We start from the raw sequence: 22,937 nt of genomic DNA, 5'->3' as shown, positions 1-22,937 counted from the left end.
CGCAAGGCCAATATCAAAAAGTTTTGATATTGGTCGATAATCGGTGGTTATAAGCAGGCGCTATAACCTTTAGACGAACGGCGGGAAGTGTTCTTGCCGCCAATGCAGTCCAAACCACAGGAAAAACCTACATAAGTCGGTATCTGTCATTGCCCCTGAGGCCTTGGCTGAGGGAAAATGCCGGTCCTTTTTTCCGTTTCTTTTATTCAACCTCCAGGAGATCAGCGATGCCCAGCCGTCGTGAGCGTGCCAACGCCATTCGTGCCCTCAGCATGGATGCCGTGCAAAAAGCCAACAGCGGCCATCCCGGTGCCCCAATGGGCATGGCGGATATCGCCGAGGTACTTTGGCGTGACTACCTGAAACACAACCCGAGCAACCCGTCGTTCGCCGATCGCGACCGCTTCGTGCTGTCCAACGGCCATGGCTCGATGTTGATCTATTCGTTGCTGCACCTGACCGGCTATGACCTGTCCATCGACGACCTCAAGCAGTTCCGCCAACTGCACAGCCGCACCCCGGGCCACCCGGAATTCGGCTACACCCCAGGCGTCGAGACCACCACCGGTCCCCTGGGCCAAGGCCTGGCCAACGCCGTGGGCTTCGCCCTGGCAGAAAAAGTCCTGGCGGCGCAGTTCAACCGTCCAGGCCACAATGTTGTCGACCACCACACCTATGTGTTCCTGGGTGATGGCTGCATGATGGAAGGCATTTCCCATGAAGTCAGCTCCCTGGCCGGCACCCTGGGCCTGGGCAAGCTGATTGCTTTCTACGATGACAACGGCATCTCCATCGACGGCGAAGTCGAAGGCTGGTTCACCGACGACACGCCAAAGCGTTTCGAAGCCTACAACTGGCAGGTGATCCGCAATGTTGACGGCCATGATCCGGAAGAGATCAAGACCGCCATCGAAACCGCGCGCAAAAGCGAACAGCCGACCCTGATCTGCTGCAAGACCACCATTGGCTTCGGTTCGCCGAACAAGCAAGGCAAGGAAGACTGCCACGGCGCCCCATTGGGTGACGCGGAAATCGCCCTGACCCGTGAAGCGCTGAAGTGGAACCATGGCCCGTTCGAAATCCCGGCTGATATCTACGCCGAGTGGGACGCCAAGGAAGCCGGTCGCGCCGCAGAAGCCGAGTGGGACCAGCGTTTTGCGGCCTACTCCGCAGAGTTCCCGGAGCTGGCCAACGAACTGGTACGCCGCCTGGCCGGTGACCTGCCTGCTGATTTCTCGGAAAAAGCCTCGGCCTACATCGCCGAAGTCGCGGCCAAGGGCGAGACTATCGCCAGCCGTAAAGCCAGCCAGAACACCCTGAACGCCTTTGGCCCGTTGCTGCCTGAGTTCCTCGGCGGTTCGGCTGACCTGGCCGGTTCCAACCTGACCCTGTGGAAAGGCTGCAAAGGTGTCTCGGCTGAAGACGCCAGCGGCAACTACATGTACTACGGCGTGCGCGAGTTCGGCATGAGCGCCATCATGAACGGCGTTGCCCTGCACGGCGGCCTGGTGCCTTACGGCGCGACCTTCCTGATGTTCATGGAATACGCGCGCAATGCCGTACGCATGGCCGCGCTGATGAAGAAGCGTGTGATCCATGTGTACACCCACGACTCCATCGGTCTCGGCGAAGACGGCCCGACGCACCAGCCGGTCGAGCAACTGACCAGCCTGCGCACCACGCCGAACCTGGATTGCTGGCGCCCAGCCGACGCGGTGGAATCCGCGGTGGCCTGGAAGCACGCGATCGAGCGCAAGGATGGCCCTTCGGCGCTGATCTTCTCCCGTCAGAACCTGCAACACCAGGTGCGTACTGACGCGCAGATCGCCGACATCAGCCGTGGTGGCTACGTGCTCAAGGACTGCATTGGCGAGCCGGAGCTGATCCTGATCTCCACCGGTTCCGAAGTGGGCCTGACCGTTCAGGCCTACGACAAGCTGACCGCCCAAGGCCGCAACGTGCGCGTTGTGTCCATGCCGTGCACCAGCGTGTTCGAAGCCCAGGACGCCGACTACAAGCAATCGGTCCTGCCGTTGCAGGTCAGCGCGCGTATTGCCATCGAAGCGGCGCACGCCGACTACTGGTACAAGTACGTGGGCCTGGAAGGCCGCGTGATCGGCATGACCACCTACGGTGAGTCGGCGCCGGCGCCAGCGTTGTTCGAAGAGTTCGGTTTCACCCTGGAAAACATCCTGGGTCAGGCTGAAGAGCTGCTGGAAGACTAAGTCAGTCTGCGTTGTCTGTACTGGCGCCATCGCGGGCAAGCCCGCTCCCACATTTGGATCTCGGTCTAATGTGGGAGCGGGCTTGCCCGCGATAGCGATGGAACATTCAACACTGAACGAACATTGATCGAGAACCCCATGCCTCAACCCCGTCCCTACAAAGTTGCACTCAACGGCTACGGCCGGATTGGTCGTTGCGTCTTGCGTGCGCTGTTCGAGCGAGGGGCGGCGGCCGGGTTTGAAATTGTCGCCATCAACGATCTGGCCGACATGGCCAGCATCGAATACCTGACGCGCTTCGACTCCACCCACGGCCGGTTCCCCGGCGAAGTGCGGATCGACGGCGATTGTCTGCATATCAATGGCAACTGCGTGAAGGTTTTGCGCAGTGCCACGCCCGAGGGCATCGACTGGGCGGCGCTGGGCGTCGACCTGGTGCTGGAATGCTCCGGGGCCTACCACACCCGGGCCGATGGCCAGCGGTTCCTCGACGCCGGCGCGCCGCGCGTGTTGTTTTCCCAGCCGATGGCCAGCGAGGCGGATGTCGACGCCACCATCGTCTATGGGGTCAACCAGGACTGCCTGACCGGTGACGAGTTGCTGGTGTCCAACGCCTCCTGCACCACCAACTGCGGTGTGCCGTTGTTGCGCCTGCTGGACCAGGCGATTGGCCTGGAGTATGTGTCGATTACCACTATTCACTCGGCGATGAACGACCAGCCGGTGATTGACGCCTATCACCATGAAGACCTGCGCCGTACCCGTTCGGCGTTCCAGTCGGTGATTCCGGTGTCCACCGGCCTGGCTCGTGGTATTGAACGCCTGCTGCCGGAACTTGCCGGGCGAATCCAGGCCAAAGCAGTGCGCGTGCCGACGGTGAACGTGTCGTGCCTGGATATCACCATGCAGACTGTCAGCGACACCGACGCCAGCGAGGTCAACCGGATCCTGCGCGAGGCTGCCACCAGCGGCCCGCTCAAAGGCCTGCTGGCGTACACCGAGTTGCCGCACGCCAGTTGTGATTTCAACCACGACCCGCATTCGGCCATCGTCGATGCCAGCCAGACCCGCGTTTCCGGCCCCAGGCTGGTGAATATCCTGGCCTGGTTCGATAACGAATGGGGCTTTGCCAACCGCATGCTGGATGTTGCGGAACATTATCTGCACATCGCTTCTTCAAAATTAGCCCTTCAAAATCAAGTAATTCAGGAACTGCGACCATGACCGTGTTGAAGATGACCGACCTCGATCTGCAAGGTAAGCGCGTACTGATTCGCGAAGACCTCAACGTCCCAGTCAAGGACGGTGTAGTCACCAGCGATGCGCGAATCCTGGCTTCGCTGCCGACCATCAAGCTGGCCCTGGAAAAAGGCGCGGCCGTGATGGTCTGCTCCCACCTGGGTCGTCCGACCGAAGGTGAGTTCTCCGCCGAAAACAGCCTCAAGCCTGTAGCCGATTACCTGAGCAAGGCCCTGGGCCGCGAAGTGCCGCTGGTGGCTGACTACCTGGGCGGTGTTGACGTCAAGGCCGGCGACATCGTGCTGTTCGAAAACGTGCGCTTCAACAAAGGCGAGAAGAAGAACAGCGACGAACTGGCCCAGCAATATGCTGCGCTGTGCGACGTGTTTGTGATGGACGCCTTCGGCACCGCGCACCGCGCCGAGGGTTCGACCCATGGCGTGGCCAAGTTCGCCAAGGTGGCCGCTGCTGGCCCGTTGCTGGCTGCCGAGCTGGATGCACTGGGCAAGGCCCTGGGCGCACCAGCCCAGCCAATGGCTGCCATCGTGGCCGGTTCCAAGGTGTCGACCAAGCTGGACGTGCTCAACAGCCTGAGCCAGATCTGCAACCAACTGATCGTGGGCGGCGGCATTGCCAATACCTTCCTGGCCGCTGCTGGCCATCCGGTAGGCAAGTCGCTGTACGAGCCGGACCTGTTGGACACCGCCCGTGCCATCGCGGCCAAGGTCAGCGTGCCGCTGCCGGTGGACGTGGTGGTTGCCAAGGAATTTGCCGAAAGCGCCGAAGCGACCGTCAAGCTGATCGCAGATGTGGCGGCTGACGACATGATCCTGGATATCGGCCCGCAAACGGCGGCCAACTTCGCCGAGCTGCTGAAAGCCTCCCGGACTATCCTGTGGAACGGCCCGGTCGGTGTGTTCGAGTTCGACCAGTTCGGCAACGGCACCAAAGTGCTGGCCAAGGCGATTGCTGAAAGCTCGGCATTCTCCATTGCCGGCGGTGGCGACACCCTGGCGGCCATCGACAAGTATGGCGTTGCTGAGCAGATCTCCTACATTTCTACCGGTGGTGGCGCGTTCCTTGAGTTTGTCGAAGGCAAGGTCCTGCCAGCCGTTGAAGTGCTGGAAAGTCGAGCCAAGGGCTGAGTCCCGCAGCCTGGAAAAGGAGCATTCCCATGATCAAGCCATTCGCGCTGGTGATTGCAGCAGGCCTGTTGGCTGGCTGCGGCAGCGCGCCCAAGGCGCCGGCAGACGACGCCCCAGGGGCTGCACCGCACAAGGGCTGCTACCAGGCCGACTGGCAGGCTGAAACCATGCCGGTGATCAGCAAGCGCATAGGGCCCGACGGTCTGGAGAAATACGATTCCCCGCCCAAAGGTAAGGAACAGGGTTGCCCTTGATGGGTCTGATTCACTAACCGACAGCAGTGGCGGCCTCGGGCCGCCGTTCGAGGATTGGCAATGAAAGGCGTTATCGCCCTGGCAGCACTGGCTCTATTGGCCGGTTGTGCCAACCTGAACATGTTCAACAAGGCACCAGCGCAGCAAGAACCATGGACCACCTGGGTATGCGACAGCCAGGCCCAGGTGAACTGGCGGTTTGTCGATACCGACCACAAGCAGGTGGATGTGCGCCTCGGCGGCTCCGACCTGGTGTATCGCCTCAAGGAAGATGTGGCCGCTTCCGGCGCGCTGTACAGCAATGAGCAACTGGCGTTTCACACAAAAGGTGAGGAAGGCCTGGTTTATTGGGTTGCCACCGATGATTTGATCGGCCGGGGCTGCAAGGCCCAGTAATACAGAGCACATGGGATCCGGTTCCAATTCGACAAAGATTGCGAACCGCACCCTGCAATAACGATTCAGCAGGCCAAGGCTCAACCCCTTGATCTGCAATAACTTGAATAGCAGCCGCCGCTACGGCAGGCTTGCACGATTAACGACCCTCGACCGGGAGAGAGACACAATGGCACTTATCAGCATGCGTCAAATGCTGGATCACGCAGCCGAGTTCGGCTACGGCGTCCCAGCCTTTAACGTCAACAACCTTGAGCAGATGCGCGCCATCATGGAAGCCGCTGACAAGACCGACTCCCCAGTGATCGTCCAGGCTTCGGCCGGTGCCCGCAAATACGCCGGCGCACCGTTCCTGCGTCACCTGATCCTCGCGGCAATCGAAGAATTCCCACACATCCCGGTGTGCATGCACCAGGACCACGGCACCAGCCCTGACGTATGCCAGCGCTCCATCCAACTGGGCTTCAGCTCGGTGATGATGGACGGCTCCCTCGGCGAAGACGGCAAGACCCCGACCGACTACGACTACAACGTGCGCGTCACCCAACAAACCGTGGCCCTGGCTCATGCCTGCGGCGTTTCGGTAGAGGGCGAGCTGGGCTGCCTGGGCTCCCTGGAAACCGGCATGGCCGGCGAAGAAGACGGGATCGGCGCCGAAGGCGTGCTGGATCACAGCCAGATGCTGACCGACCCGGAAGAGGCCGCTGACTTCGTCAAGCGCACCCAGGTCGACGCCCTGGCCATCGCCATCGGCACCAGCCACGGCGCGTACAAGTTCACTAAGCCGCCTACCGGCGACGTGCTGGCCATCGACCGCATCAAGGAAATCCACAAGCGCATCCCCAACACCCACCTGGTGATGCACGGTTCTTCCTCGGTACCGCAAGAATGGCTGGCGATCATCAACCAGTACGGCGGCGACATCAAAGAAACCTACGGCGTACCGGTTGAAGAAATCGTCGAAGGCATTAAGCACGGCGTGCGCAAGGTCAACATCGACACCGACCTGCGCCTGGCTTCCACCGGTGCGATGCGTCGCCTGATGGCCACCAACCCGAGCGAGTTTGACCCGCGTAAGTTCTTCGGCGCCACTGTGACTGCGATGCGTGATGTATGTATTGCGCGTTACGAAGCGTTCGGCACGGCCGGTAATGCTTCGAAGATCAAGCCTGTGTCGTTGGAAGCGATGTATCAGCGGTATTTGAAAGGTGAGTTGAACGCTAAGGTCAACTAAGCCTTAGCGTTTAGTCGCGTTGATGAGAAACCCGCCAAGAGGCGGGTTTTTCTATCTTTTCTTTAACTATTAGACGTTGCGCTCTTCGATTCGTAATGTAATATTTTTTCCCACAAGCCCGACGCTACCGCTCACTGTTCGAACAAAAGCGGACCATTGTCTGCCTGCGCTTGGTTCGAGTACGATTTTATTGTACAGTTCTATCTCGCCATCTTTGCAGATCATTTCCAAGTCAGAAACTACATTACCTGTAATGTCGCTAAGTGTTAGGTACTTTCCGTTTTTCTTAAAAGAAAATTGTTCTTTTTTCTCTTGATTTATAAGCGTTTACGTGTCCGTGGCTGGTGATTCCCAAATAGTGGCCAGGGAAAAAATTACCGTCTGCGCTGGTGGTTATGTACTCCCCATTGCCCACATGTTCAAAGTTAAATACTACTGCGATGCTATGTTCGCCTGTGCTCGCACACAGGTGGTTTGTTTTTACATAGTTAAGCACTGGGAATGGTATTCCGTCGGCGTATTTGGCGTGATCACCGCTTTCATATGTGCCGTTTTCAATTTTTTGGAAACCCAGCCTACAAGTGAGGGGGTATCCGGAAGTGTACATACGAGCAGTGAGAGAGCCTTCCTTGTTCATGATGTACCTCAACCTATATAGATGGATGGCCTTGCTTAGGCCTAGGGTATGACCAATTTTAAATATGTATTTTTTTGGAGTTGCTGTCAGAAATGACAGTGTTTAATGAAGTTTTGCGATAGGTGTTATAAGTGAAATTTTTAATGTACTTAACGAAGGCTGACTGTAAAAGGGGGGCTATTTAACTGCAAAATAAATTTGTTGCTAATATCTCTCCCTCTCCACCCTCCGAGCGCTTAGGGAAACCTGCAGCGATAAGGTTTTTTATGGGTGAAGACTTTTCATTTGAAAGTTTGTGCGTTGAGTTAGGTGTGTGCAAATAGACTGTTTTAAGATTTGGATGAAATATCCTTTGTGTGTTTAATGACGGAAAGTTCTAGGTTTTGCAGGATTTGACAGGTTGAATTTAATGGTTGTTGGTTTATTTTTTATTGTGTGGTTTTTAGCGATTTAGGGCGAGCCATAGAATGTATTTATTTTATTAACTTGTTTGGCGAGGTTTTAAGTCATGGAGTATGATTTTGTAAATCCACCCGTTGTAAATGCTGAAACTAAAAATGCTTTGGAACGCCGGAAGCATCTGGAATCGATTAAAGGCACGGTGTGGGAAAAATATCCGCCGTTTGAAGGTGGTATGTCGAATAAACCTTTAACCCCTGAGGAAACAAAGCTGCTTCAGCAGTATGACGAGGAGCAGGCTGAATTTGATAGTCGTCACTACTACTTCGAAGAGTCCCCCACAGACGATCAAAGAATCACCTATATAATCGGGCATCGCGGTGGAGACGAGTTCCCAGGTTTTAAAGGCTCGGTTAGCTATGAAGAGTTAGCATCTGGGGTCTTGTCGCAATTAAGAGCCGGTACTTATAAGCGGGGAAGTGGTGCTGCTTATTCCTTGGCTGAATTTGAGAATAATGTGAGGAAGGCCTATGAAAAAGAGTTGAAATTTGGTTGGCTGCGAAAAAATTGATTTTTCGCAGCGGCATCGCCTAGTGGTGATGGGAGCTTCGCGCTCTTATAAAAAGTTGGACTGTAAAGGGGGAGGAACGATTTTACTTTTAAATAGATCTGGCCTCTTTATCTCTTGAGGTTCGGGTTTTTGTACTCGGAATTTGCAGGCACTCACAAACCAATGTGGGAGCTAGCTTGCCCGCGATAGCGGTGTATCAGTCGATAAATGGATGACTGATACGCCCTCATCGCGGGCAAGCCCGCTCCCACATTTGGATGGTGTTCGGCTTATTTATCGACCAGTATTTTGGGGTTTGAATTCCCCCACACCGTATAAAGGTCAGCCAACAACGCCCCATTGATATCCTCTACCTCCGCCTGGGTGGTCTGGACATTCCCCTGCTTGCCAAACAGCACCACCTCATCTCCGCTCTTCACGGTTGGCACATCCGTCACATCCACCATCAGCGTGTTCATCGACACCTTGCCCACCACCGGCACCCGATGCCCGTTGATCAGCACGATGCCTTTATTGGTGAACGCCCGGCGATAGCCGTCGGAATAGCCCACGGTGATGTTGGCCAGTTTTGAATCGCGCTTCAGGGTGTAGGTGCGGTCGTAGCCGACGGTGTTGCCTTTCGGGTAGCTGTTGACCGAGGCCACGTGGGATTTGAACTGCATCACCCGCTTGTATTCGGTAAACGACGGCACGGTGTCGCCAAACAGCAGGCCGCCGGGGCGCACCATGTCCAGGCGGGACTCGGGCACTTCCAGGGTGGCGAAGGAGTTGGCCGCGTGCAGGGTGATTTTACTGCGGTCCAGTTGGGCGACGTCGATCAGCCAATTGGCCTGCTCGTTGAAGGCCTTGAGACCGGTGCGTACGTCGGCGGCGTCTTCGACGGCGAAGTGGGTCATGATCGCCTTCACTTCCAGGTTCGGCACCTTGGTGATGGCTACGGCGTCGCGGCGGCCCTGGGCTGTGGTCATTTCTACGCCATTGCGGCTCATGCCACTGGAGTTCAGGCCCAGGTGTACTACCAGCGGGCGGCCATGATGTTCGGCGATCAGGCTGGCGCGCACGGCGAAGTCGAGGTTGCCCACCAGTTCTTCGACGTTGTACGGCAGCGCCGCTTCCAGTTCGCTCAGGGCGGCAGTACGCACGCGGATCAGTTGACCCTTGAAGCCGCTTTCGCGCACGACGCGGGCTTCTTCATTGCTGGCCACGCCCACGCAAGGCACGCCGAGCTTGATCACCGATGGCATCAGCAGGCCAATGCCGTGACCGTAGGCGTCGGCCTTGAGCACGGCGCAGATTTTCGACTTGTCGGCGAGGCTGGCTTGCAGGGTACGGATGTTGTGTTCAAACGCGGCTTTGCTGATCTCAACCCAGGCGTTGCTGTCCTGGATACTGACCTGGGCCACCCCGTCGGTCATCGACAAGGGCGGGGCAGCGAAGGCCGGGTTTTGCAGCAGAACCATACCCATGGACAGGGCGAGTAGGGTGCGAGTGAAGGGCATTGATGAGTCTCCATGACTTTCTTATAGGTAAGCATTGCGCATGCGCGGCGCCATACTCGAATTGTCCTACAAAAAAGTCGAGACCCTGGGTCGCGGTTCTGTCCTAAAGCGTCGTGAGAATGATCAGACTGTCAGTTGTGATCAATATCCAGCTTGGCAAATGTCACCTTGCCGCCTTCCTTGCTGTCGCCACTGTTGTCTTGCACATATACGCCGGCCTTGAAGTACAACGGCTTCTTGCCCCAGGCGGCACCGAGGCGTTCGTTCCATTGGCCGTTGGCGGCCTCGATGCTCAGCAGGCCGGCTTTGTTCAGGTGGATGACGTAGGTGAAGTTGCGCTGCAGGGGCACATTCTCGGCCACGATAATCACCCGGCCTTTGCTGTCATCGGGGCGCATGCGCACCTTGGCGACGATGTTGCCGGTCTGGGTTTTTTCCTTGTATTGATATTCGACTTTGACCAGCGGTTTCTGGCTGTCATAGGCATGAATCTGACCGATCACGATCTTGCCCGAGGAGGGCACCTGGTTGATGGCCAGGGTGGCGCGCAGGTAGTTGTCGGCCTCTGGGTAGGTCCAGTTGCGCAGCCGGCCGTCGGCATAGGTTTCCCGCAGTTCGCTGCGCGGGTAGATGGCGTTTTCGGTACGGGTACCGGTGACGGGGGACCAGAATTGCACGCTGCTGCCTTCGGCCTGGAAGTATTTGCCATTGAAACCGCTGAGCAGTTTAGGGGTGTCGATGGTGGCTGGCGGGGTGCCAACAGGGATGCTCAGGTTCCAGGTGGACAGATCAATCATTGAGTGCGCCTTTGCTGTACGAAAGAAGGGTCAAAAGGCTTTGGCCCAAGGGCTGGCGCGTTCTTTATAAGCGGCTGGTAACGGTTTGTTAATGATTTTATGGCGGTTTATTGGCGCCAGTGGTCTGTCAAAAAGCCATCCTTCCCGTAATCCGTGGGCTGTAGGCGCTGACCGTTAGTCGGTTGTGTGGCCTTTGGCGCAATGATGGCATCGGCGCACCTTCTGCTTTATGGGATCCAAGGCTAGAGTGACTCCACATTGAATGTCCGGTTTTGTCGCAAAAATGACCGGAATGAACCCTCAAGGAAGAGATGCAGCATGGAATGCGCTCCAACCCCGGCCGAAGGCTGCTCAGTGCTCCTGGTGGTCGATGACTACCCGGAAAACCTGATCAGCATGCGCGCGCTCCTGCAGCGCGACGACTGGCAGGTGGTGACGGCAGCCTCCGGCGAGGAGGCCCTGGGGCTTTTGCTCGAAACTGACGTGGACCTGGTGCTGCTGGATGTGCGGATGCCGGGTATGGACGGCTTCGAAGTGGCGCGCTTGATGCGCGGCAGCCAGCGCACCCGCATGACCCCGATCATCTTCCTGAGTGCCACTGAGCAATCGCCCGCCGCAGTGCTGGAGGGCTATGCCAGCGGCGCTATCGACTACCTGTTCAAGCCCTTCGACCCGCTGATCCTCAAGCCCAAGGTCCAGGCCTTGCTGGAGCATCAGCGCAACCGGCGGGCCTTGCAGCGCTTGAGTCATGACCTGGAGCTGGCCCGGGCCTTCAATGCCTCGGTGCTCGACAACGCCGCCGAGGGCATCCTGGTGGTGGGCGAAGACGGGGTGATCAGCTACGCCAACCCGGCTATTTCGCGACTGCTCAACGCCACGGTGGGCGAGTTGCAAGGCCAGGCGTTCCTGGGCTTCCTGCAAAAACCCCATATGCCCGACTGGTTTGCCTGCGAGTTGTACACCGGCTACCTGCGCGGTGAAACCTGGCGCCTGCACGACGCGATCCTGCGCACGGCGCCCGGCCAGCAACTGCCGGTGGCCATGTCCTGTGCGCCCTTGCCACGCGAACAGAAGGCCATGGTGGTGACCGTGCAGGACATGTCGCAAGTGCGCCATCTGCATCAGCAACTGGAGTCCCAGGCCGTCACTGACCCCCTCACCGGTTTGCTCAATCGGCGTGGTTTCTATCAGACCGTGGAGACGATCCTGTTGCGCAACGAGCGCAGCGAGCATGCCACGGTGCTGCTGTATATGGACCTGGATGGCTTCAAGCGGGTCAATGATTCCGTAGGGCACGATGCCGGCGACCGGGTACTGCGCTGGGTCTCGGAGCAATTGGCGCTGTGCCTGCGCAGTTGCGACATTCTCGGCCGCCTTGGTGGGGATGAGTTCGTCGCGTTGCTGGAACTGGAATACCCGGAGCAGGCTGCCAAGCTTGCCGAACAGTTGATCGAGCGGGTGTCGATCTGCCAGCAAGTGGACGGCCTGGAGGTGATGCTGGGGGTCAGTATCGGCATTGCCATCTTCCCCGATTGCGGCCGTGACCTGAGCGGCCTGCTGCGCGCCGCCGATATCGCCATGTACGAAGCCAAGCGCGCCGGGCGTCAGCAATATCGCTATTACGATCAGGAAATGAACGGCCGGGCCCGCTCGCGCCTGATGCTTGAAAGCAGTGTGCGCGAGGCCATCGACCATAAGCAGGTGACCTTGGTGTACCAACCCCAGGTGTCCCTGGTGGACGGGCACTTGCGCGGGGTCGAAGCCTTGTTGCGCTGGCAGCACCCGAGTGTCGGCGATGTGCCGCCCGGGTTGTTCCTGCCCTTGCTGGAGGAGGCGCGCCTGATCAGTCAGCTCAGCAGTTGGATCTTCCACCAGGTGGCGCTGGCGCGACAGGCCTGGGCCCCGGTCATGAGTGACGACTGGGTGCTGAGCGTGAGCCTGAGTAGCAGCCAGTTCAATATGCCCAACCTGGCGACCCAGCTGCAGCAGGCACTGGAGCGACATGGGTTGCAGGGGCGGCAACTGGAAGTGGAAATAGCCGAAGAAAGCCTGATGCACAATATCGAAGAGTCCACCAAGCAGCTCAAGCAACTCCGGCGCCTGGGGGTGCGAATAGCCCTCGATGACTTTGGCTCGGGCAACTGCTCCCTGGCGCATCTGCGTGACCTGGAGTTCGACACGCTCAAGCTCGACCCCGGCCTGGTTGCCCGCGTACTCAACTCGCCACGGGAGGCCGCGCTGGCTCGCAGTATTATCGAGCTGTGTGGGCACTTCGGCTTGCTGGTGATTGCCGAGGGCGTGGAAACCCTTGAGCAATGCCACTGGCTGCAGGCCAATGGCTGCCAATTCATCCAGGGCCCGCTGGTGGCCCCGTCGCTGATGGCCGACGATATTTCCCAGTGGCCGCAGCCTTTCGCGCTGCGCGCAGGCCCCTGCTGAATTCGCTACACTGGCGGCCTCACGCCCCTGCCGTTCGAACCCATGACTGCGCTGAAATACCTCCAGGCCTATCCCGCCGCCCTGCAAGAGCAAGTGCGCCAATTGATCGCCAAAGATCAATTAGGCGACTACCTGCACCAGCGTTACCCCGAGCGCCATGCGGTGCAGAGTGACAAGGCGCTGTACAGCTATGCCCTGGCCCTGAAGCAGGAGCACCTGCGCAATGCACCGGCCATCGACAAAGTGCTGTTCGACAACCGCCTGGACCTGACCCATCGCGCCCTGGGCCTGCACACCACGATTTCGCGGGTGCAGGGCGGCAATCTCAAATCCAAGAAAGAGATCCGCATCGCCGCGTTGTTCAAGGACGCGGCGCCGGAGTTCCTGAAGATGATCGTTGTCCACGAGCTGGCGCACTTCAAGGAATCGGACCACAACAAGGCGTTCTACAAACTCTGCGAATATATGTTGCCCGGCTACCATCAGGTGGAATTCGACCTGCGGGTGTACCTGACCTATCGCGACTTGCAGGGCGCAGCGCGGGATTGAACCAAGAGGAAGCGAGCATGGATGTGAGCAAGACCAAGAGCAGTTTCTACCGCCGCCTGTATGTGGCGTATCTGATCGACAGCCAATTGGCCAGCAGCGTCCCGGCGTTGACCGAAGTGACCGGCATGCCCCGGCGCACGGCCCAGGACACCATCGCCGCGTTGGCGGACCTGGATATCGTCTGCGAGTTCGAGCAGGAAGACGGCGCCCGCAATCATGCCGGGCGCTATCGGATTCGCGATTGGGGGGCGATTGACCGTGGCTGGATCGAGCGCAACCTGGTGCAGGTCAAGCAGGTGTTGGGTTATCCCTGAAACTGGGTTGGCAGGTCTGACGCTATCGCGGGCAAGCCCACTCCCACATTTGATCGCAATCAACCTGTGGGAGCGGGCTTGCCCGCGATAGCATCCTCAAGCGCGCCGCATCCCAATATGCGGAATATCATCCTCCAGGTATTCCTCACCCTCGACCTTGAACCCATATCTGCCGTAGTACCCCTGCAAATGCGCCTGGGCTGAAAGAAAAATCGGTGTCTGCGGCCAGATATCGTCGATCTGCTTGAGGGTTTCCTCCAGCATCTGGTGGCCCAGGCCAGTGCCCCGGGCTGCCTCGGCCACCAGCACGCGGCCGATAACCACGTCACCGCCATGCAGCTCCGGGTCCAGCAGGCGCAGGTAAGCCACCAATTGGTTGTCCTTCCAGGCCATCAGGTGGTGGGTGTCGCCCTCCAGATCCTGATCGTCGATGTCCTGGTAGATGCATTTCTGCTCGACGACAAATACCTCTGCCCGCAGACGCAAAATGGCGTAGAGCTGTTCCTTGCCCAGATCATTGTGGTGCTTGCAAACCCAATCGACAGTCATCGTTCCATCTCGCATAAAGACCTGGCCTGGATAGTAATGCCCTGGCCGGCAACTGTCTTGGGGGGTGGCATAAACACCTGTGAAACCTTATTTTTTGTGAATGACGTCAATTTGCCATCATTGAGTGCTTTCGCGGTTCAGTTCTTTGTGTAATCTGCTGTACACCGCGAGCGATAAGCTACAGTCAGGTGCCTGGGCATTGTTCTTCCAGACGCCATTGCCCGCAAGGAACTGCCCGCTGTGCAAGGACATTAAGCATGCTGCGACTGTCTCGTGCCGTTGCTTTGCTGGTATTGCTGTTGCTGGTCCCGACGGTGGCCGCAGAACGTTTGCGCCTGGTGGCAGATGCATGGCCGCCGTTTACCGATGCGACCCTGCTCAATGGCGGGCTGGCTACCGATATCGTCAGCACCGCCCTGGCGCGTGCCGGCTTTGCCAGCGATTTCGAGCAGGTGCCGTGGGCGCGGGCGTTGATGGGGGTGGGCGACGGGCGTTATGACGTGTTGATCAATGCCTGGTACGACGAGGCGCGTACGCAGTTGGGGCAGTTTTCCGACGAGTACCTGCTCAACCGCGTGCGTTTTATCAAGCGCCGTGATGATCCCATCGAGTTCCAGAACCTGCAGCAACTGCATGACTATCCCGTCGCCGTGGTACGCGGCTACGCCTATTCGGCGGAGTTCGATGCCGATCCCCAACTGCAAAAAGTCCCGGTGCATAACTTCGCCATGGCCGTGCGCATGCTCGCGGCCCGGCGCGTGCGGCTGACGGTCGAGGATGAGTATGTCGCGCGTTTTCACCTGGCGCGGGAATCACCCAGGGTGCGCAACGCGGTGGAATTCCTGCCCAAGACCTTGAGTGAGAACAGCCTGCATATTCTGGTCAGCCTGAAAAACCCCAGGCATGAGCAGATTGTTGCGGGGTTTGATCGGGAGATTGCCCGGATGAAGGCAGATGGCAGTTATGCGCGTCTTCTCAAGCAACACGGGATGTAGTGTTCTTGAGGTCGCCATCGCGAGCATGCCCGTATTCGCAGATCAAAATGTGGGAGCGGGCTTGCTCGCGATAGGGCTCTAAGCCGCACTGGTTTCCTTGATCAAATGCGCCGCCAGCGTGCGCAACGGCCCCAACTGCCGACAGATCAATGCCAACTGCGTCTGTACCAGGCGCTGTGCTTCGTCGATCTCATCCGGCATCTGCTCCAGCTCCACTGCCAGCGCTTCCTCGGCATCGCTCTGCACCGCAATCGGCTGTTTGTTCGCCAACCCACTGGCGATTTCGTCGATGCTCGTGGCGAGGGTCTTGCCCGCGCCTTCGATCAGGTGCTCACGCACATCGGCCGGCAGTTGGGTGTCGCGGTGGGCACCCAGCCCCGACAGGTAACTGAGCAAGGTGTGGGACAGCACCAGGAAGCGGAAGCCAACGTCGGCTTCCTTACGGAAGTGCCCCGGCTCCATCAGCATATTGGCCAGGGTGGTGGACAGCGCGGCGTCGGCGTTGTGCGCATTGCGCCGGGCCAGGCGGTAGGCCAGGTCGTCGCTCTTGCCGGCGGCATATTGCTGCATGATCTGGCGCAAGTAGATGCTGTTGCAGGTCAGGGTATTGGCCAGCACTTTGTTCAGGCGCCGGCCTTGCCAGTCCGGCAGGAACAGGAACACCGCCAGCCCGGCGATCAGGCTGCCGAGCAAGGTATCGAACAGGCGCGGCAGGAACAGCCCATACCCATCGCCCACCTGGTTGAAGCAGAACAGCACCATCAGGGTAATGGCGGCGGTGGCCAGGGTGTAGCGGGTGGTGCGGTTGATAAAGAACACCAGCCCGGCGGCGATGGCGAACATCGACTGCACCAAGGGGTTAGGGAACAGATCGAACAGGGCCCAGGCCACCGTCAGGCCGATGGCCGTGCCGACGATCCGCTGGCCAAGCTTGCGCCGCGTGGCGCCGTAGTTGGGCTGGCAGACGAACAGGGTGGTGAGGATGATCCAGTAGCCCTGGGACGGGTGGATCAAATGCACCATGCCGTAGCCGACACTCAGCGCCAGGGGCAGGCGCAGGGCGTGACGGAACAGCAGCGAAGTCGGGGTCAGTTGGGTACGCAGGCGCGTCCACATTTCCTTGAGGTTGCGCGGCGAGCGGTCCAGCAGGCTGCTGTCGCTGGCATCTGCCAGGCTGTCTGGGTTGCTGGCGTCGCTGAGCAGGCGGTCGAGGGTCGACAGGTTGGCCGCCAGCGCGCGCAACGAACGCAGCAGGCCACGCCAGGCCGGGTTGCTCTGGATGCGCAGGTGTTCGAGGGAGGCATTCAGGTCGCCCAGGGCCTCGGCGAAGCTGGCGTCATAGACAAACGGCTGGCGCAGCTGGATCGACTCGGCGAGGGCCTGGCAGGCCTTGCCTTGCTGGCGCAGCAGGCGCTGGCAACGGAACAGCACATCGCTGTGGAAGAAGGCTTCGGCCAGGGCGTTGTAGGGGTAGTGGGAGGAACTGGCGCGCTCGTGGATGTCCTGGGCCAGGAAGTACAGCTTGAGGTAGCGACTGACCTTGGAACCCGGCCGGCCATTGCCGACACGGTGCAGGATGATTTCCTTGGCCGCATTGAGCGCCGCCACCACCCGGCCATTTTGTTGCGCCAGCTCCAGGCGCCGCGCTTCGACGTCCAGTTGGCGAATGGGCTCGAACAGCGATGACTTGAGCTTGAGGTAACGCCCCAGCTCGCGAAACAGCCGGGCCAGGCTCTGTTGAACCGGCTGGTTGGAAAACATTGCCTGCCACAGCACCGACAGCGCGCCGTACCAGGCGGCACCGGCCACCAGCAGCAAGGGTTCGTGCCAGAAGTCGGTGACGGCGCCGCCGCGCTGGTCCACGCCGATCATGGTGTAGACCGACAGAATCAAAGTGGCCGAGGCAATGGCGCCATAACGCTCGCCCAGGGCGCCGAGCATGGTCAGGCAGAAACTCGCCAGGGCGATGGCGATGGCAAAAATCCACGGGTAGGGAAACAGCAACTCCACCGACAGCGCCGCCACGCTGAAACATACCAGCGTCACCGCCAGCGCATTGAGGCGGCCCTGCCAGCTGTCATCGGTTTCGGCCAGGGCGCTGGCGATAATCCCCAGGAACAGCGGGATCAGCAGCGACATTTCATCCTGATACCAGCACAGCGCCATGCTGCCGGTGAGGGCGATAAACACCCGTACGCTGTAACTGAACTTATCCAGTGCCCAAAGGCGCCGCATGGACTGCTTGAACGAGGTCGAGGACATGAAGTCTGGGGTCTTCCGGGACGATGCCGCTAAATTGAGCCAGTAATGACGTCACGGCAAGCGTGGCGATCACATTCATAAGCAAAAATTGTTTTGGCACACCCCATCAAACTGTGGGAGCGGGCTTGCTCGCGAATGCGGAGTGTCAGTCGCTGAATGAGCTGACTGACCCACCGTATTCGCGAGCAAGCCCGCTCCCACAGTTGATCACATTACCGTTCAGGCGTACTGCGCCGCCGCATACCCCGAAGCCCAGGCCCACTGGAAGTTGAACCCGCCCAGGTGCCCGGTCACATCCAGCACTTCGCCGATAAAGTACAGGCCGGGGCTTTTCAGCGACTCCATGGTCTTGGACGACACTTCCCGCGTATCCACCCCGCCCAAGGTGACTTCGGCGGTGCGGTAGCCCTCGGTGCCGGCCGGGACCAATTGCCAACTGCCCAGCTTGGTAGCGATATCCGCCAGTTCGGCGTGGGTGTACTGCTTCATCGGCTTGGACACAAACCACGTCTCGGCCAGCAGGTTGGCCATCTTCTTGGTGAAGATCTCGCCCAGCAGGGTCTTGAGTTCGCTGTTGGGGCGCTCGGCCTGTTGCTGTTGCAGCCAGGCGTGGGCGTCGTGGTCGGGCAGCAGGTTGATTTCTACCGTGTCGCCGGGCTCCCAGTACGAGGAGATCTGCAAAATCGCCGGCCCGCTCAGGCCGCGATGGGTGAACAAAATGTTCTCGCGAAAGCTCTGGTCGTTGCAGCTGACCAGGCAATCGACCGAGGTGCCGGACAGCTCGCCACACAGTTCCTTGAGCTGATCGGTGATGGTAAACGGCACCAGGCCTGCACGGGTCGGCAGCAGTTCATGGCCGAACTGCTTGGCCACCTGATAACCAAAGCCGGTGGCGCCCAGGGTCGGAATCGACAGGCCACCGGTGGCAATCACCAGGGACTCGCAGCGCAACTCGCCGAGGGTGGTCTGCAGTTGGTAGCCGCTGTCGAGCCTGGCGATCTCCTGGATCGAGGTGTCCAGGTGCAGGCTCACGCCGGTCTGGATGCATTCGTCGAGCAGCATGCCGAGGATGTCGCTGGATTTGTTATCGCAGAACAGCTGGCCGAGCTTCTTCTCGTGGTACGGCACGCCATGCTTGGCCACCAGCCCGATGAAATCCCACTGGGTGTAACGGGCCAGGGCGGATTTGCAGAAGTGCGCATTGTGCGAGAGGAAGTTGGCAGGCTCGGTGTACATATTGGTGAAGTTACAGCGGCCACCGCCGGACATCAGGATCTTCTTGCCGGCCTTGTTCGCATGGTCGATCAACATCACCTTGCGCCCACGCCCGGCGGCGGTCAGCGCGCACATCAAGCCTGCGGCGCCAGCGCCAATGATCACAACTTCGGTCGAGCGCAAAACGGTGTCCTCACAAAATATTGATCTCAAATGCAATCAGAAATGTGGGAGCGGGCTTGCTCGCGAATACGGCTGTCAGCCACCCCATCTGGCGACTGGTACACCGCATTCGCGAGCAAGCCCGCTCCCACATTGGATCTCCATTGAATCGAAGAGCTTTACAGGATCCGCACGCGCAACGAACGGCCCTTGATCTTGCCGTCATTCAAGCGCTGCAACGCCTGCTTGGCGACGCTACGCTCCACTGCCACATAGGCCTGGAAGTCAAAGATCGCGATCTTGCCCACCTGGGCGCCCGGGATCCCGGCTTCACCGGTCAGCGCGCCGAGGATGTCGCCTGGGCGGACCTTGTCTTTACGACCGGCAGCAATGCACAACGTGCTCATCACCGGCAGCAGCGGCGCGCCGCCCTGTGATTTGAGGTTGCTCAGTTGATCCCAGTTCAGCGGGGCCTTTTGCAGCAGTTCGATGGCCTGGGCACGGTGTGCCTCGGACGGCGCCACCAGGCTGATGGCGATCCCGGTCTCACCGGCACGCCCGGTACGGCCGACGCGGTGAATGTGGATTTCCGAATCGCGGGCCAGTTCGACGTTGATCACCATGTCCAGCGAGTCAATGTCCAGGCCTCGGGCCGCCACGTCGGTGGCCACCAGTACCGAAGTACTGCGGTTGGCGAACATTGCCAGCACCTGGTCACGGTCGCGCTGTTCCAGGTCGCCATGCAGGCCGACTGCAGAAATGCCCTTGGCGGTCAGGTGATCCACGGTTTCCTGCACTTGCTGCTTGGTAAAGCAGAAGGCCACGCAAGAGGCCGGACGGAAGTGCGACAGCACCTTGGTCACCGCGTCCATGCGCTCTTCCGGGGAGATTTCGTAGAAACGCTGCTCGATCTGCTCATCGGAGTGGAACGCTTCGGCCTTGACCTGCTGCGGCGCGCGCATGAATTTGGAGGCCAGTTGCTTGATGCTCACCGGGTAGGTGGCCGAGAACAACAGGGTCTGGCGACGGGCCGGGGTCTTGCTGATGATGTCTTCGATGGCGTCGTAGAAACCCATGTCGAGCATGCGGTCGGCTTCATCGAGGATCAGCGTGTTCAAACCGTCCAGCACCAGCGAACCCTTGCGCAGGTGTTGCTGGATGCGGCCCGGGGTGCCGACGATGACGTGGGCGCCATGCTCCAGGGAAGCGATCTGCGGGCCGAGGGACACGCCGCCGCACAGGGTCAGCACCTTGATGTTGTCTTCGGCGCGGGCCAGGCGGCGGATTTCCTTGGCCACCTGGTCAGCCAGCTCGCGGGTCGGGCACATCACCAGGGCCTGGCAACCGAAGTAGCGCGGGTTGATCGGGTTCAACAGGCCGATGCCGAAGGCGGCGGTCTTGCCGCTGCCGGTCTTGGCCTGGGCGATCAGGTCCAGCCCCTTGAGGATCACCGGCAAGCTTTGCGCCTGGATCTGCGTCATCTCGGCATAACCCAGCGAGTCAAGGTTAGCCAGCATGGCGGCGGAGAGCGGCAAAGTATTAAAAGCGGTGGCGATGGTGGTCACGGGACAGGCTCTGCAAAAACAAAATGTCGCGCAGTGTACCAGCCCCGTGGGAATTTCCCTGCAAGTTCTAGACGAGACGCCGCCTAATGCTCAATGTCGTGCTCGCGGCTGACCACTCGTTTGCCGTCTTTTGGCGACAATTGCAAGAAGATCGCCGCCGCCAGCATCGCCATGATGCCCACGGTGAGGAACGTCAACTGGAACGCCTCGAGCACGGTGTTGACCCCATCGTTACCGGCTTGGGCAGTAAACCCGCCAAGCAGGGCACCGGCGCAGGCCACCCCCAGGCTCAGGGCCAGTTGCGCCACCACCGACAGCAGGCTGTTGCCGCTGCTGGCCTGGGCATCGTCGAGGTCGATCAGGGTCACGGTGTTCATCGCGGTAAATTGCAGGGAGTTGATCGCCCCCAGTACCGCGAGCATCGCCAGCAACAGCGGGTAGGGCGTCTGTTCGCTGACCAGGCCCATGCTCGCCAGCATCATGCCCAGCAGCAGGGTGTTGCCGGTGAGCACGACGCGATAGCCCAGGCGTTCGATCAACGGCCGGGCGACCGACTTGGCGACCATCGCCGCTGCCGCCAGGGGCAGCATGCTCATCCCGGCCTGGGACGGCGAGTAACCCAGGGCGATCTGCAGCAGCAACGGCACGAGGAACGGCAGGGCGCCGCTGCCCAGGCGCGCGAACAGGTTGCCGAGAATGCCCACGGCAAAGGTCCGGGTCTTGAACAGCACCGGCGAGAACAGTGGGTTTTCGATATGCCCGGCGCGCAGCCAGTAGGCCGCCAGGCACGCCATGCCACCGAACAGCAACAACATCACGCGCAAGTGCGGCAGGTGCAGCTCGCCCAGGCCTTCCATGGCAATGGTGATCAGCACCATTGCCGCGCCAAACAGCAAAAAGCCCAGGCTATCGAAGCGAGTACGCTCGCTGCCGCGCAGGTCGGGGATGAATTTCCACACGGCGTAGCAGCCGATCATGCCCACCGGCAGGTTGATCAGGAAAATCCAGTGCCAGGTCAGGTACTGCACCATCCAGCCGCCCATGGTCGGGCCGAGCAGGGGGCCGAGCAGGCCGGGAATGGTGATAAAACCCATGATCCGCACCAGCTCCGAGCGCGGGTAGGCGCGCAGCACCACCAGCCGGCCCACCGGCAGCATCAGCGCGCCGCCCAGACCCTGGATCACCCGTGCGCCCACCAGCATGCTCAGGCTGCTGGACAGGGCGCACAGCAGCGAGCCGATGCTGAACAGCATGATCGCGCCGAAGAAAATCTTCTTGGTGCCGAAACGGTCGGCGATCCAGCCCGAGGCCGGGATCAGCAAGGCCACGGTGAGCATGTAGGCGATGATCACGCCCTGCATGCGCAGCGGGTTTTCCGCCAGGTCCTCGGCCATGGCGGGCAGTGCCGTGTTGAGAATCGTGCCGTCGAGCGACTGCATGAAGAAGGCAATCGCTACCACCCAGGGTAACCAGCGGGCGGTCTTGGCATCGAGCACGACACGATTCGGCATGAGATCCCTTTTTGTTAGCAGGCTATGGGTTGCCGATTATGCGCCAACCTCTGCCGATTTTCCCACTGGCGGTTCGTCTATATCAGCGATGGCCACGTCCTTGCCCACCAGGAAGTCGATCAGCGCGCGATGCACCGCCAGCGCCGCCTCCCGCGACTCCAGGTCGAGCAAATGGCCGGTGTGCTCGGCGCTGGCAAAGCTGCTGCGGCCCACGTATTGCTTGAACAGTTGGGCTTCATTGGCCGGGGTGTATTCGTCCAGCGTGCCGTTGAGAAAATGCACTGGGGTTTCGATCTGGCGCAATTGCGGCAGGTAGTTGCCATCGCCCAGGGCAAGCACCTGATGAATATGAAAGCGCGCCTGGCGGTACTCGGTGGTGGCCATGGTCGACAGGTGCCGATGGTTATTGCGCTTGAGCCGGCTGGAGAGGAATTTGCCGACGGTCTCATTGAGCAAGTGGCCGACGGCAGACTTGTCATCGGCCTCGATCAGCACCCGCACCCGCTCCACATATTCGAGCATTGCCGGGTTGAGATTGGGTGCCAGGGCCATCACCACCGAGCTTTCGATGGAAGGCGGGTTGTGCGCCAGGGTCAGCAGGGTCGAGATGCCACCCCAGGAGGCCGACACCAGGTGGTTGACCTGGAAACGCTCCACCAGCGCCCGCAGGATCTCGACTTCGTCGTCCTTGGTCACCAGGTCCAGATCGGTGTTGTGGGGGCGCGAATAGCCGGAAAACGGCAAGTCGAACATCAACACATTGAAATGCTCGGCCAGGCACTTGCTGGTGCGGGCGAATGAGCGGGTGGTGGACAGCGCGCCGTTGACCAACAGCACGGTCTTGCGTTGCGGATCGTTACCCAATTGCTCTACGTGAACGTTGTAGTGCTTGAACAACTTATCAATGACAAAACTTCCTTGGTACATGTCAACGCTCCGGCTCGCCCAGTCCCGGGCGAGGTCATGCATCATTTGCGAAC

Annotated in this window: 20 protein-coding genes; 11 read left to right on the top strand and 9 right to left on the bottom strand. The window is 59.8% G+C overall.

Going from position 1 to position 22,937, the window contains the following annotated elements:
- Positions 1-227: 227 nt before the first annotated feature.
- The 6 genes from tkt to fba all read left to right on the top strand — a co-directional run bounded on the left by tkt (position 228) and on the right by fba (position 6,493).
- On the top strand, positions 228-2,225 hold the full coding sequence (gene tkt, locus PSH80_RS24965) for a transketolase (RefSeq protein WP_057440233.1): 1,998 nt from the start codon (positions 228-230) through the stop codon (positions 2,223-2,225).
- A gap of 138 nt (positions 2,226-2,363) precedes the next feature.
- The gene (gene epd, locus PSH80_RS24960) at positions 2,364-3,449 is read left to right on the top strand and encodes an erythrose-4-phosphate dehydrogenase (protein ID WP_057960854.1); all 1,086 of its coding nucleotides are present in this window, start codon (positions 2,364-2,366) and stop codon (positions 3,447-3,449) included.
- Positions 3,446-4,609: a phosphoglycerate kinase gene (locus tag PSH80_RS24955; RefSeq protein WP_057440234.1), complete on the top strand. Its 1,164-nt coding sequence runs from the start codon at positions 3,446-3,448 to the stop codon at positions 4,607-4,609. The genes epd and PSH80_RS24955 overlap by 4 nt, the downstream gene beginning before the upstream one ends.
- 29 nt (positions 4,610-4,638) lie before the next feature.
- Positions 4,639-4,863 (top strand): hypothetical protein, encoded by a 225-nt coding sequence (locus PSH80_RS24950; protein WP_057440235.1) that lies wholly within the window; start codon positions 4,639-4,641, stop codon positions 4,861-4,863.
- A gap of 60 nt (positions 4,864-4,923) precedes the next feature.
- Entirely contained in the window at positions 4,924-5,259 is a 336-nt protein-coding gene (locus PSH80_RS24945) for an MliC family protein (protein WP_057960853.1), read from the top strand.
- Positions 5,260-5,428: 169 nt separating this feature from the next.
- Positions 5,429-6,493 (top strand): class II fructose-bisphosphate aldolase, encoded by a 1,065-nt coding sequence (gene fba / locus PSH80_RS24940; protein ID WP_029297347.1) that lies wholly within the window; start codon positions 5,429-5,431, stop codon positions 6,491-6,493.
- A gap of 286 nt (positions 6,494-6,779) precedes the next feature.
- On the opposite strand, the gene PSH80_RS24935 is transcribed toward fba, so the two are convergent.
- Complete coding sequence (locus PSH80_RS24935) at positions 6,780-7,130, bottom strand: hypothetical protein (RefSeq protein WP_169990364.1); 351 nt, start codon at positions 7,128-7,130, stop codon at positions 6,780-6,782.
- Between the two features lie 508 nt (positions 7,131-7,638).
- Between PSH80_RS24935 and PSH80_RS24930 the strand changes: the two genes are divergently transcribed.
- Positions 7,639-8,100 (top strand): hypothetical protein, encoded by a 462-nt coding sequence (locus PSH80_RS24930; protein WP_305418613.1) that lies wholly within the window; start codon positions 7,639-7,641, stop codon positions 8,098-8,100.
- 269 nt (positions 8,101-8,369) lie between these two features.
- On the opposite strand, the gene alr is transcribed toward PSH80_RS24930, so the two are convergent.
- Together alr and PSH80_RS24920 are read right to left on the bottom strand one after the other, a co-directional pair.
- On the bottom strand, positions 8,370-9,599 hold the full coding sequence (gene alr / locus PSH80_RS24925) for an alanine racemase (protein ID WP_057960851.1): 1,230 nt from the start codon (positions 9,597-9,599) through the stop codon (positions 8,370-8,372).
- Between the two features lie 131 nt (positions 9,600-9,730).
- Positions 9,731-10,396 (bottom strand): polysaccharide lyase family 7 protein, encoded by a 666-nt coding sequence (locus PSH80_RS24920; RefSeq protein ID WP_057440238.1) that lies wholly within the window; start codon positions 10,394-10,396, stop codon positions 9,731-9,733.
- Between the two features lie 318 nt (positions 10,397-10,714).
- Here PSH80_RS24920 and PSH80_RS24915 point away from each other — a divergent pair, with 318 nt between their 5' ends.
- From PSH80_RS24915 to PSH80_RS24905, 3 genes are read left to right on the top strand one after another with little or no spacing between them, the layout of a single operon-like run.
- Positions 10,715-12,835, top strand: a complete 2,121-nt coding sequence (locus PSH80_RS24915) for a bifunctional diguanylate cyclase/phosphodiesterase (protein WP_128593308.1) — start codon at positions 10,715-10,717, stop codon at positions 12,833-12,835.
- A 42-nt stretch (positions 12,836-12,877) separates the two neighbouring features.
- Entirely contained in the window at positions 12,878-13,384 is a 507-nt protein-coding gene (locus tag PSH80_RS24910) for a M48 family metallopeptidase (protein ID WP_057440240.1), read from the top strand.
- 17 nt (positions 13,385-13,401) lie between these two features.
- Positions 13,402-13,698, top strand: coding sequence for a helix-turn-helix domain-containing protein (locus PSH80_RS24905; RefSeq protein WP_038444032.1), 297 nt, complete (start codon positions 13,402-13,404; stop codon positions 13,696-13,698).
- 96 nt (positions 13,699-13,794) lie between these two features.
- Here PSH80_RS24905 and PSH80_RS24900 read toward each other — a convergent pair whose 3' ends face one another.
- Complete coding sequence (locus tag PSH80_RS24900; RefSeq protein WP_057960849.1) at positions 13,795-14,247, bottom strand: GNAT family N-acetyltransferase; 453 nt, start codon at positions 14,245-14,247, stop codon at positions 13,795-13,797.
- A gap of 257 nt (positions 14,248-14,504) precedes the next feature.
- Between PSH80_RS24900 and PSH80_RS24895 the strand changes: the two genes are divergently transcribed.
- Positions 14,505-15,242 carry an ABC transporter substrate-binding protein gene (locus tag PSH80_RS24895; protein WP_057440242.1) on the top strand — a complete coding sequence of 246 codons (738 nt, stop codon included), beginning with the start codon at positions 14,505-14,507 and terminating at the stop codon, positions 15,240-15,242.
- A gap of 78 nt (positions 15,243-15,320) precedes the next feature.
- Here the strand turns inward: PSH80_RS24895 and yccS are convergent, their stop codons facing one another.
- The 5 genes from yccS to PSH80_RS24870 form a co-directional block, all read right to left on the bottom strand.
- Complete coding sequence (yccS, locus tag PSH80_RS24890) at positions 15,321-17,504, bottom strand: YccS family putative transporter (protein WP_057440243.1); 2,184 nt, start codon at positions 17,502-17,504, stop codon at positions 15,321-15,323.
- Between the two features lie 219 nt (positions 17,505-17,723).
- Positions 17,724-18,902: an NAD(P)/FAD-dependent oxidoreductase gene (locus PSH80_RS24885; RefSeq protein WP_057440244.1), complete on the bottom strand. Its 1,179-nt coding sequence runs from the start codon at positions 18,900-18,902 to the stop codon at positions 17,724-17,726.
- Positions 18,903-19,060: 158 nt separating this feature from the next.
- On the bottom strand, positions 19,061-20,398 hold the full coding sequence (gene dbpA / locus PSH80_RS24880) for an ATP-dependent RNA helicase DbpA (protein ID WP_232545553.1): 1,338 nt from the start codon (positions 20,396-20,398) through the stop codon (positions 19,061-19,063).
- 131 nt (positions 20,399-20,529) lie between these two features.
- The gene (gene mdtD, locus PSH80_RS24875; RefSeq protein WP_057960848.1) at positions 20,530-21,957 is read right to left on the bottom strand and encodes a multidrug transporter subunit MdtD; all 1,428 of its coding nucleotides are present in this window, start codon (positions 21,955-21,957) and stop codon (positions 20,530-20,532) included.
- A 36-nt stretch (positions 21,958-21,993) separates the two neighbouring features.
- On the bottom strand, positions 21,994-22,884 hold the full coding sequence (locus tag PSH80_RS24870) for an alpha/beta fold hydrolase (RefSeq protein ID WP_057444320.1): 891 nt from the start codon (positions 22,882-22,884) through the stop codon (positions 21,994-21,996).
- Positions 22,885-22,937: the final 53 nt, after the last annotated feature.

Origin of the sequence: Pseudomonas sp. FP818 (genome assembly GCF_030687335.1) — a bacterium.
GTDB classification, from domain to species: domain Bacteria; phylum Pseudomonadota; class Gammaproteobacteria; order Pseudomonadales; family Pseudomonadaceae; genus Aquipseudomonas; species Aquipseudomonas shahriarae.
Note: the sequence above shows the minus strand (reverse complement) of the source record. Positions and strands in the feature narration are given on the sequence as shown.

Coding starts and splice junctions, on each gene's coding strand:
- PSH80_RS24945 (WP_057960853.1), top strand. CDS start 4,924: ATGAAAGGCGTTATCGCCCTGGCAGCACTGGCTCTATTGGCCGGTTGT.
- PSH80_RS24920 (WP_057440238.1), bottom strand. CDS start 10,396: ATGATTGATCTGTCCACCTGGAACCTGAGCATCCCTGTTGGCACCCCG.
- mdtD (WP_057960848.1), bottom strand. CDS start 21,957: ATGCCGAATCGTGTCGTGCTCGATGCCAAGACCGCCCGCTGGTTACCC.
- PSH80_RS24950 (WP_057440235.1), top strand. CDS start 4,639: ATGATCAAGCCATTCGCGCTGGTGATTGCAGCAGGCCTGTTGGCTGGC.
- alr (WP_057960851.1), bottom strand. CDS start 9,599: ATGCCCTTCACTCGCACCCTACTCGCCCTGTCCATGGGTATGGTTCTG.
- yccS (WP_057440243.1), bottom strand. CDS start 17,504: ATGTCCTCGACCTCGTTCAAGCAGTCCATGCGGCGCCTTTGGGCACTG.
- epd (WP_057960854.1), top strand. CDS start 2,364: ATGCCTCAACCCCGTCCCTACAAAGTTGCACTCAACGGCTACGGCCGG.
- dbpA (WP_232545553.1), bottom strand. CDS start 20,398: ATGCTGGCTAACCTTGACTCGCTGGGTTATGCCGAGATGACGCAGATC.
- PSH80_RS24930 (WP_305418613.1), top strand. CDS start 7,639: ATGGAGTATGATTTTGTAAATCCACCCGTTGTAAATGCTGAAACTAAA.
- PSH80_RS24895 (WP_057440242.1), top strand. CDS start 14,505: ATGCTGCGACTGTCTCGTGCCGTTGCTTTGCTGGTATTGCTGTTGCTG.
- tkt (WP_057440233.1), top strand. CDS start 228: ATGCCCAGCCGTCGTGAGCGTGCCAACGCCATTCGTGCCCTCAGCATG.
- fba (WP_029297347.1), top strand. CDS start 5,429: ATGGCACTTATCAGCATGCGTCAAATGCTGGATCACGCAGCCGAGTTC.
- PSH80_RS24905 (WP_038444032.1), top strand. CDS start 13,402: ATGGATGTGAGCAAGACCAAGAGCAGTTTCTACCGCCGCCTGTATGTG.
- PSH80_RS24910 (WP_057440240.1), top strand. CDS start 12,878: ATGACTGCGCTGAAATACCTCCAGGCCTATCCCGCCGCCCTGCAAGAG.
- PSH80_RS24900 (WP_057960849.1), bottom strand. CDS start 14,247: ATGACTGTCGATTGGGTTTGCAAGCACCACAATGATCTGGGCAAGGAA.
- PSH80_RS24955 (WP_057440234.1), top strand. CDS start 3,446: ATGACCGTGTTGAAGATGACCGACCTCGATCTGCAAGGTAAGCGCGTA.
- PSH80_RS24870 (WP_057444320.1), bottom strand. CDS start 22,884: ATGTACCAAGGAAGTTTTGTCATTGATAAGTTGTTCAAGCACTACAAC.
- PSH80_RS24935 (WP_169990364.1), bottom strand. CDS start 7,130: ATGAACAAGGAAGGCTCTCTCACTGCTCGTATGTACACTTCCGGATAC.
- PSH80_RS24915 (WP_128593308.1), top strand. CDS start 10,715: ATGGAATGCGCTCCAACCCCGGCCGAAGGCTGCTCAGTGCTCCTGGTG.